The organism is Hyalangium sp., from assembly GCF_035629615.1.
Taxonomy (GTDB): Bacteria; Myxococcota; Myxococcia; order Myxococcales; family Myxococcaceae; genus Hyalangium.
In genome coordinates, this window is sequence record NZ_DASPHO010000230.1 from 1 (window position 1) to 7321 (window position 7321).

Annotated in this window: 10 protein-coding genes; 3 read left to right on the forward strand and 7 right to left on the reverse strand. The window is 66.0% G+C overall.

The genetic code is table 11. The annotated features are described in order from the left end of the window. Positions 1-281: 281 nt before the first annotated feature. Together VD972_RS11520 and VD972_RS11525 are read right to left on the reverse strand one after the other, a co-directional pair. Entirely contained in the window at positions 282-1025 is a 744-nt protein-coding gene (locus VD972_RS11520; protein ID WP_324985282.1) for a hypothetical protein, read from the reverse strand. A 26-nt stretch (positions 1026-1051) separates the two neighbouring features. Beyond that, positions 1052-2347: an AAA family ATPase gene (locus VD972_RS11525; RefSeq protein WP_324985285.1), complete on the reverse strand. Its 1296-nt coding sequence runs from the start codon at positions 2345-2347 to the stop codon at positions 1052-1054. Between the two features lie 99 nt (positions 2348-2446). On the opposite strand from VD972_RS11525, the gene VD972_RS11530 reads away from it, so the two are divergent. Continuing rightward, the gene (locus VD972_RS11530) at positions 2447-2815 is read left to right on the forward strand and encodes a hypothetical protein (protein WP_324985287.1); all 369 of its coding nucleotides are present in this window, start codon (positions 2447-2449) and stop codon (positions 2813-2815) included. Here the strand turns inward: VD972_RS11530 and VD972_RS45465 are convergent. The 5 genes from VD972_RS45465 to VD972_RS11555 all read right to left on the reverse strand — a co-directional run bounded on the left by VD972_RS45465 (position 2805) and on the right by VD972_RS11555 (position 5841). After that, on the reverse strand, positions 2805-3074 hold the full coding sequence (locus tag VD972_RS45465) for a hypothetical protein (protein WP_324985306.1): 270 nt from the start codon (positions 3072-3074) through the stop codon (positions 2805-2807). The genes VD972_RS11530 and VD972_RS45465 overlap by 11 nt on opposite strands. A gap of 113 nt (positions 3075-3187) precedes the next feature. Beyond that, the gene (locus VD972_RS11540) at positions 3188-4750 is read right to left on the reverse strand and encodes a serine/threonine-protein kinase (protein WP_324985289.1); all 1563 of its coding nucleotides are present in this window, start codon (positions 4748-4750) and stop codon (positions 3188-3190) included. A 131-nt stretch (positions 4751-4881) separates the two neighbouring features. Then, entirely contained in the window at positions 4882-5337 is a 456-nt protein-coding gene (locus VD972_RS11545) for a YaiI/YqxD family protein (RefSeq protein ID WP_324985291.1), read from the reverse strand. Positions 5338-5374: 37 nt separating this feature from the next. Further along, positions 5375-5599, reverse strand: coding sequence for a hypothetical protein (locus VD972_RS11550; RefSeq protein WP_324985294.1), 225 nt, complete (start codon positions 5597-5599; stop codon positions 5375-5377). A 35-nt stretch (positions 5600-5634) separates the two neighbouring features. Next, a complete protein-coding gene (locus VD972_RS11555; RefSeq protein ID WP_324985297.1) occupies positions 5635-5841 on the reverse strand; it encodes a cold-shock protein in 207 nt (68 codons plus the stop codon). Positions 5842-6124: 283 nt separating this feature from the next. On the opposite strand from VD972_RS11555, the gene VD972_RS11560 reads away from it, so the two are divergent. Together VD972_RS11560 and VD972_RS11565 are read left to right on the forward strand one after the other, a co-directional pair. After that, on the forward strand, positions 6125-6748 hold the full coding sequence (locus tag VD972_RS11560) for an OmpA family protein (protein ID WP_324985300.1): 624 nt from the start codon (positions 6125-6127) through the stop codon (positions 6746-6748). An 82-nt stretch (positions 6749-6830) separates the two neighbouring features. Beyond that, on the forward strand, positions 6831-7321 hold a 491-nt coding region (locus VD972_RS11565; RefSeq protein WP_324985303.1), incomplete at its 3' end, for a serine/threonine-protein kinase.

A 7321-nucleotide genomic window follows, 5' to 3' on the forward strand; every position in this document is an offset into this window, starting at 1 on the left:
GGGATGGGGCGGCTCTTCCCCGATGTGCACGGCCCGGAAGACAGCGCCGTAGACACCGCCACCTGCCCAGCCCACCACGCGCCAGAGCCCCACCACCGTCCCCACCGGAAGCAGCGCCGACTGCACAGCGGGCCCGTGCTCTCTCTGCATGCTGTGCCTCACCGAGGTGAAGGGAGCCACTCCCTCTTGCCCGAACTCTACTGCACGCCAGCCCCCTCCTCTGCCGCGATTCGTGAGTTCGGGCGCGGCCACTCTCGCGCGGTGGCCAAAGGCCCCAGCCTTCACGGAGGACTGGACGAGTAGGTCCGTTCCAGTGCAGACGTGAGCTCGTCGCAGTCGAGCAACCCTTCCACTGCATGGGCAAACGAAGCACCGGCCGCTTCGACCTCACGGGCAGGAAAGCTCGTCGAGGCCAGCTGCGCGTTGTACTTATCCCGCAGACAGAGCTCTTCCTTGGGTTGAGGAACCTCGTCGAGGCTGGCTCGGGACTGCATCCATTGCTCGAGCTTCGGCCGACACCGCTTGCACCCCTCTTCCGCGCACAGGCGAATGGCTTCACGGGTGTTTTGGTAGAGCCATGCCTCGATGCTGTAGAACGGCACGAGCAGGCGCAGCCGCTTCATGTGCTCTGCGTGGAGGTTCTCAGGGACGTGCCGCTTCGTGAGTTCCTGCCGCAGCGCCGCCTGGATGGGGGGCAGCATGCGCTCGCGGAACTTACGGACATTCTCACTGGAGGACTGCTCAGCCCAGCTCCTGTCTCCATCGATGTGGTACAGGACGAAGCCGTTGGGTTTGAGCATCTCGTTGACGATGGTGCGGATCAACAGCCGAATGACGTGCACGTCCGCGGAAGCCGTGCTCTTCCAGGTGTTGCCGTGCATGGCCCGCTGTGCGCTGGCGTCCTCCAGGGGAGTGAAGCCGATACGATCGGTTTGAGTGCCCGGCACGAGCAGCTTGAGCATTTCTTTCGCGAGCGCCCGAACAGTCATGTAGGCGTCGCTGCCGCTATCCTCGGTGAGCACCATGACCGAGAGGACTTTCGAGCGCCCGTTCACCACAGCCCTTTCGCCTGGAGGAGCTCTCCCACCTGCTGGAAGCCCACCTTGTAGGAGTCGAAGAAGTCCTCGGCGGCCTCCTGGGACATGTTCTCCCAGGCCATCCGCGCCTGAGCGCCCTCTCCGTCCCAGCGGCAGAGGATGAAGGTGGACCGTACCTGCTCCGAGCTGTCGAAGGGGAGGCAGTCCAGCAGCAGTGGGTTCTGGCTGGTCAGGAACACCTGCCGCTGTCCGAGGGCCTCGATGCAGGCGCGGATCCAACGGTGGTGGAGCCCATTGACGAGCTCATCGACGACGGCCACGGACGGGACCGTGGCGAGGTAGTACAGGAATGCCAGCATGCGCTTCTGGCCATAGCTCAGGTACTTCTCGGAGATCCTCCAGCCTCCGCGATGCGTGAAGAGGAAGCGGAGGTTGCCCAGCTCCATGATGTCAGCGACTCCCTGCTCGGAGGACTGCAACTCGATGGTGGCCTCGGCGGACTCGAAGTCCAGCAGCCTCACGGTCTCCTGCAGAAAGGGCAGCTGATCATGGCCAATGCTATAGAGGGCCTTGCCCCATTCCTGTCGTGCAAGCACGAGAAGCCTGTTCCTCAAGCTCTCGGGCATGGGGCCCGTGGGCTGGAGATAGGAGTCGTCGCCCCCAACGGTGACGAACTGGGCCTCAAGCTTGTGGAACTGCGTGAGGTACTCGAGCGACTCGTCGAAACGAACCGCATCGCTTTCGGCAAAGAGTGGCACCATCTCCCGGAGCACAACACGGAAGTCAGGCCCAGCCGTCATAGCCTCGAAGATCATTACCCACAGTTCGTGGGTGCTGCTCGAGAGGACGAAGTTGATCAGAGGGTGCGACTTGTCCCCGCTCGTGATCTGCAAGGTTCCTGTGGGTCCCTGAATCTCAATGATCGCGGTTCCCACCGTCTTGGATTCGAAGGTCATCTTGGCGGAGAATACGGGCGCTGTCCGCCCGGTTTCGAGCGCCATGGAGAACGGGCGCTCCACGTGGGGCCGTAGGTGCTCAGGTGCATTCGGATGGACCCGAGGCTCCTGTTGATGGCGGACGGCGATCGTGGCGCTGCTCGTGTCTGAGGAGAGCGCGTACTGGAGGTCGAAATCGGTATCCCGAAGTTCTTCGAAGTTTGACCGGACGACCGCCGCCACGAGCTTGAGCAGCGTGGTCTTCCCCGTGCCGTTCTGCCCGAGCAGCACGTTGTAGCCCGGGTTGAAGGTCAGCCGCGTCCCCGGCTTCACCGAGCGGAACTTGTTGATCTGGAGCCACTGCAGCTTGACCATTCCGCGAGCATAGGCACAGGCTCGCAGGTGTCCAGCGAACACTCTCGGCTGGCAGGCTAACTTCAGGCTCCCGGGCAGCGGTGCCTGTAGAATCCCGCCATGCCACGCTCGACCGCCCGCTACGCCTTCGAACATGGGCTCTTCGCCTGGGCAGCGGATTTTCGCGGGGGTGACGGCTTCCTCGCCGTATTCGGAGCGAAGGGCGAAGTCGCCGAGGTCTACGTGGCAGAGGCCGCTCAGTCCGGCAAGCGGCTCGTCTCGCACGAGCTCAAGGAGCGGGTGACGCGAGAGCACGCGTGCTGGATGTTCTACGATCCCTTCGATTGGCCTGAGTATGCCTGGCTCGAGTGGAATGAAGTGCCACGCGCGACGCTGGAGCAGATGCTGGGCGAGCCATGGGTGAAGGCCCTGGGCACGAGCGCGGGAGGCCCCAAGGAGCTACCCGAGTCCTGGAGCGTCATGCTCTAACTCTGACCCCAGAGGGGACCGAGCAGGTGATGAAGTTGAAATAGGCCCAGCCCCTCCCTCTCTGAGCGGATCCGGCCAGTCCATGTCGAAGCGGTCGCCATCCGGGACGTACGCCTCGTCGCGACAGGCCGAGCCCAGCAGCACGACCGTCCTCCGTTCGCGACAAGCGCTCCAGCGCCAGTGCGCCGCGCGCCCCGTAGCGGCATAGCCGCTTCAGTCCCTGCCTGTCGTTGGCATGCAGATGCGTATTGGCGTGCAGGGAAAATTGAGCAGCGACGGATCATCGAGGACCCGCGTCGTCACCGCCGCGACGAGTTCCCCTCGCAGCGCCGGGGCACGGATCTGGGCAAGCAGCCACCCGTACCTCGGGGGTTATTTACTTGAACCGCCCGAGGTGGGTGGATGTCCGGGCGGGATGACGGGCACGTAGCACATGCTCTCGAATGTTCGACCGCTGAGTGCCTCACACTTCTCACGCTCTACTTCCACAACCCAACAGCCTCCATTGAGAGCGATCTGCCGCTTGTGAGGACACCGGCCTTTGGCATTCGGACGCGTCTGCCCTGGTAACGGCTCGGGAAGAGTGTCCTCCGTGAGTCCCTCTGGGACGTGAGCCTCGGGAGAGGCCACCGTCGGCAGGGATGCCGCGACCTCGCCCAGCCCCACCGGACCCGCGTCCGCCTTGCCGGCCTCTGCCACCTCCTTGCGTGCGACGGAGGGCCTTTCCTCGGACGTTTCAGGCATGACCCACCACGCCAACACCCCCAGCACCACGGCCGCTGCCACGAGCCTGTGCCTCTCGAGCCATACATGCTTTTGGAGCCTCATGGCCTTGGCCAAGCCACCCGCGGGCGCAGGCGACCCGAGAACCTGCACCTCCACCTCAGTCCTCGCGGAGTCCTCCAGCGGCTCGGCCGCGTACACTTCGGCCACCTCCCGCCGGGGGGCACCCGTCTCGGCCGCGGCCACTTTCTCATGAGCTATCGCCGGGGGACCCTGCTCTTCCTCGGCTGAGCTCGTTTGAGCGCTCTCCACAGCCAGGCTCTGCGCAGCCAGCTCCAGCGCCTCGGCCAGCTCCGCCGCGCTCCCACGCTCCTCGGGGCGCACCGAGAGCATTCGCAGGATGAGCGCTCGAAGCTGCGGCTCCACACGCTCGAGGAGCTGAAGCGCGGCAGGAGGAATCACCTTCTCCAGGTGCCAGAGCCCGTTCTCATCCTTCGTGGGCTCGCCAAGCTCCGGGTATTCGCCGGTGACGAGCCGGCACGCAGTCACTCCCAGCGCGTAGAGGTCATCGGCGGGCCCGGCGGCATAGCGGGCCGTGGAGCTTCTGCTGAACTGAAGCTCGAACAGCCACGACTCCGGGGAGCGGTACGCCGGAGTTCCTGGGAACCCCATGGGGGGCGTGAGGGTATAGGCACCCTGGAAGGTTCCCGTGCCGAAGTCGAGGAGCCACGCGTGGTGGTCGGCGCGCCGCACCAACACGTTGGCTCCCTTCACGTCTCGGTGGACTCCTCCCTCGGCGTGCACGGCCTGGAGGGCCCCGGCCAGTTGGGCCAGAAGCCGCAGCACCTCCGGCAAGGCGGGTTTCTGTTCCCGCGCCCAGTCATACAGCGGCACGCCGTCCACCCATTCCATGGCAATGTATGGATGCAGCGTGCCTGAGGGATGTTGCCATTCTCCATGGCCCAGCAAGCGCGGGATGCTGGGGTGGTCCAGGCGCGCGAGCAGCTTCACCTCGCGCGGGAAACGCGGATCTCCGGGGAGCAACGCCAGCTTGAGCGCGACGGGACGGGCCTGCTCCTCCCCGGTGTGCACGGCCCGGAAGACAGCGCCGTAGACACCGCACCCTGCCCAGTCCACCACACGCCAGAGTCCCACCACCGTCCCCACCGGAAGCAGCGCCGGCTGTACAGCGGGCCCGTGCTCTCTCTGCATGCTGTGCCTCGCCGAGGTGAAGGGAGCCACTGTCTCCTTCCCGAATTCTACTGCACGCCAGCCCCCTCCTCTGTCGCGATTCTCGAGCCGCTTCCCTTCGCAACGTCGACCAGCAACTCCCTGGACGGAAGTCAGCGGGCCTTGAGCAGCCGCGTGAGCTCGCGGTCCAGCGTGGCGGCGAACTGCTGGCGATCCGGCGCGGAGAAGCTGCCCGGGCCTCCCGTCATCACGCCGCTGTCGCGCAGCTCCTGCATGAAGTTCCGCACGGAGAGCCGCTCGGCGATGTTCTCCTCGCTGAAGAGCTCCCCACGAGGGTCGAGCACCACCACCCCCTTGGGCATGAGCAGCGCCGCGAGCGGGATGTCCTGCGTGACGGCCAGATCCCCCGCCTGCGCCGAGGAGGCGATGTGGCTGTCCGCCACATCCAGCCCCGCGCCCACCTGCACCGTGGAGACGAGCTCCGAGCGGGGCAGCGTGAGCCGCTTGTTGGCCACGAAGACGGTGGGGATCCGCAGTCGCTGAGCGGCGCGCAGGAGGATGTCCCGCACCGGCCCCGGGCACGCATCGGCGTCGACCCAGATCTTCATGCTGCCGCGCATCCTCCCGGTGCGGTGAGCATCAGCCTCAGCTGTCTTCCACCAGAATGGAATCCAGGTTGCGCCTGCCCGCGGCAAGCTTGTCGAATGCAATCTCGAGCCGCTGGCTGATCATCCTCTTGTCTGCGCGCTCCTCGACCTTGAGGTCGTTGAGGGCCGCTTCCAGCTCCCGCTCCGCGACAGTGAGATGCTCCTTCGCTTCCTTGATGCGTCGCTGAAGCTCAGGACTGATTTTCGGTGGAATGGGGTCCATCCTTCGACCTGCGGGGTTCGAGCCTACCGGTGTACTCAGCTGACCGGGCGAACGTTCTCGGCCTGGAGGCCCTTGGGGCCCTTCTTCACGTCGAACTCCACCTTCTGGCCCTCGGCGAGGCTGCGGAACCCATCGCTCTGGATCGCCGAGTGGTGACAGAACACATCAGGACCGCCGTCGTCCTGCGTGATGAAGCCAAAGCCCTTTGCATCGTTGAACCACTTCACAGTCCCGCTTGCCATGACTGACTTCTTTCCATTTCAGGCAAGCATTGGGTCGCTCGCCGGTCGCTGGTTCAGCGAAGATCGGGCCTATACTCCAGGAGCCGTGCCAAAGTCGAATCGGGCCTCCCCCCGATCGCCTCGCAACGTCGCCCACCGGACGAACCCTCGACGCAGAGCGCTGGCTGGCTCACGCGGGGGATGGGCCCCAGCTCAACGGGCAGGCGGCCGAGCCGGGAGGGGACCCGTGTGAATGACTGCCGCTGAGTCCCCTTCGAAAGGGGTGACTACAAGGAGGCTTCACGTGAACGCAAAGAAGATGGGTGGAGTGCTCGTCGTGGCGCTGCTCCTGGGCGCAGCGGGCTGTGCGACTCCTGGCAAGCGGACGGCCACCGGCGCCGCGGCGGGGGCCATCGTAGGCGCTGGCGCGGGAGCCATCATTGGAGAGGACTTCGAGGGTGCGGCCATCGGCGCGGGCGTGGGGGCGGCGGCCGGTGGGGCGGTGGGCAACTACCTCGACAAGCAGGCGCGCGAGCTGGAGCAGGTCGCGGACACCCGGAGGACCGAGGAGGGCCTGTTGCTGAACCTGCGCAGCGAGCTGCTCTTCGAGACCGACAGCGCCGTGCTCACCGAGGACGCCATCGCCCGGGTGTCCCGCATCGGCGACATCCTGGTGAAGTACCCGGAGGACCGGATCCGCATCGAGGGCCACACCGACAGCCGAGGCACGGTGCCCTACAACGAGGAGCTCTCCCTGCGCCGCGCCGAGGCCGTCGCGCGGGTGCTCAGCTCGCGCGGCGTCAAGCCCGGGCAGGTCCTCGTGCTGGGCATGGGGGAGGAGCAGCCGGTGGCCTCGAACAGCACTCCGGACGGGCGCTCCGCCAACCGCCGCGTCCAGCTCCACATCTCCGTACCCAACGCCTCATGAGGGCCCGGGCTCCCTGAAGGAGAGCCCCGGAGCACCGAGCGGCTGGGAAGTCGCGTGCGGTGACGGGTAGGATGGGCGCCGAATGGGGCTTCGACCAGGAGATCGCTTCGGCCGCTACGAGCTGGTGTCCCGGCTCGGCCATGGTGGCATGGCCGAGACCTGGCGGGCCCGGCTCCTGGCAGCCGCGGGCATCACCAAGCCCGTCCTCATCAAGCGCATCCTCCCCGAGTACGGCACCGACGACGCCTTCATCTCCATGTTCATCAGCGAGGCGCGCATCACCGCCACGCTCTCCCATGGCAACATCGCCCAGGTCCATGACTTCGGAGAGCTGGACGGCGAGTACTTCCTGGCCATGGAGTACGTGGACGGCCAGCCGCTCCACCGCATCCTCAAGCGCGCGCGGCAGTCCGAGCTCGCCGCGCTGCCCGTCCCGCTGGCCACCTTCATTGCCCTGGAGATGTGCCGAGGCCTGCACTACGCCCACACCCGGACGGATGACAGCGGCAAGTCCCTGAGCATCGTCCACCGGGACATCTCTCCGGACAACGTGCTGGTCAGCTACGAGGGGCA

Excerpts from the sequence above, each read along its gene's own strand:
- VD972_RS11545 (WP_324985291.1), bottom strand. The coding sequence starts at position 5,337 with ATGAAGATCTGGGTCGACGCCGATGCGTGCCCGGGGCCGGTGCGGGAC.
- VD972_RS11555 (WP_324985297.1), bottom strand. The coding sequence starts at position 5,841 with ATGGCAAGCGGGACTGTGAAGTGGTTCAACGATGCAAAGGGCTTTGGC.
- VD972_RS11525 (WP_324985285.1), bottom strand. The coding sequence starts at position 2,347 with ATGGTCAAGCTGCAGTGGCTCCAGATCAACAAGTTCCGCTCGGTGAAG.
- VD972_RS11540 (WP_324985289.1), bottom strand. The coding sequence starts at position 4,750 with ATGCAGAGAGAGCACGGGCCCGCTGTACAGCCGGCGCTGCTTCCGGTG.
- VD972_RS11530 (WP_324985287.1), top strand. The coding sequence starts at position 2,447 with ATGCCACGCTCGACCGCCCGCTACGCCTTCGAACATGGGCTCTTCGCC.
- VD972_RS11550 (WP_324985294.1), bottom strand. The coding sequence starts at position 5,599 with ATGGACCCCATTCCACCGAAAATCAGTCCTGAGCTTCAGCGACGCATC.
- VD972_RS11520 (WP_324985282.1), bottom strand. The coding sequence starts at position 1,025 with ATGGTGCTCACCGAGGATAGCGGCAGCGACGCCTACATGACTGTTCGG.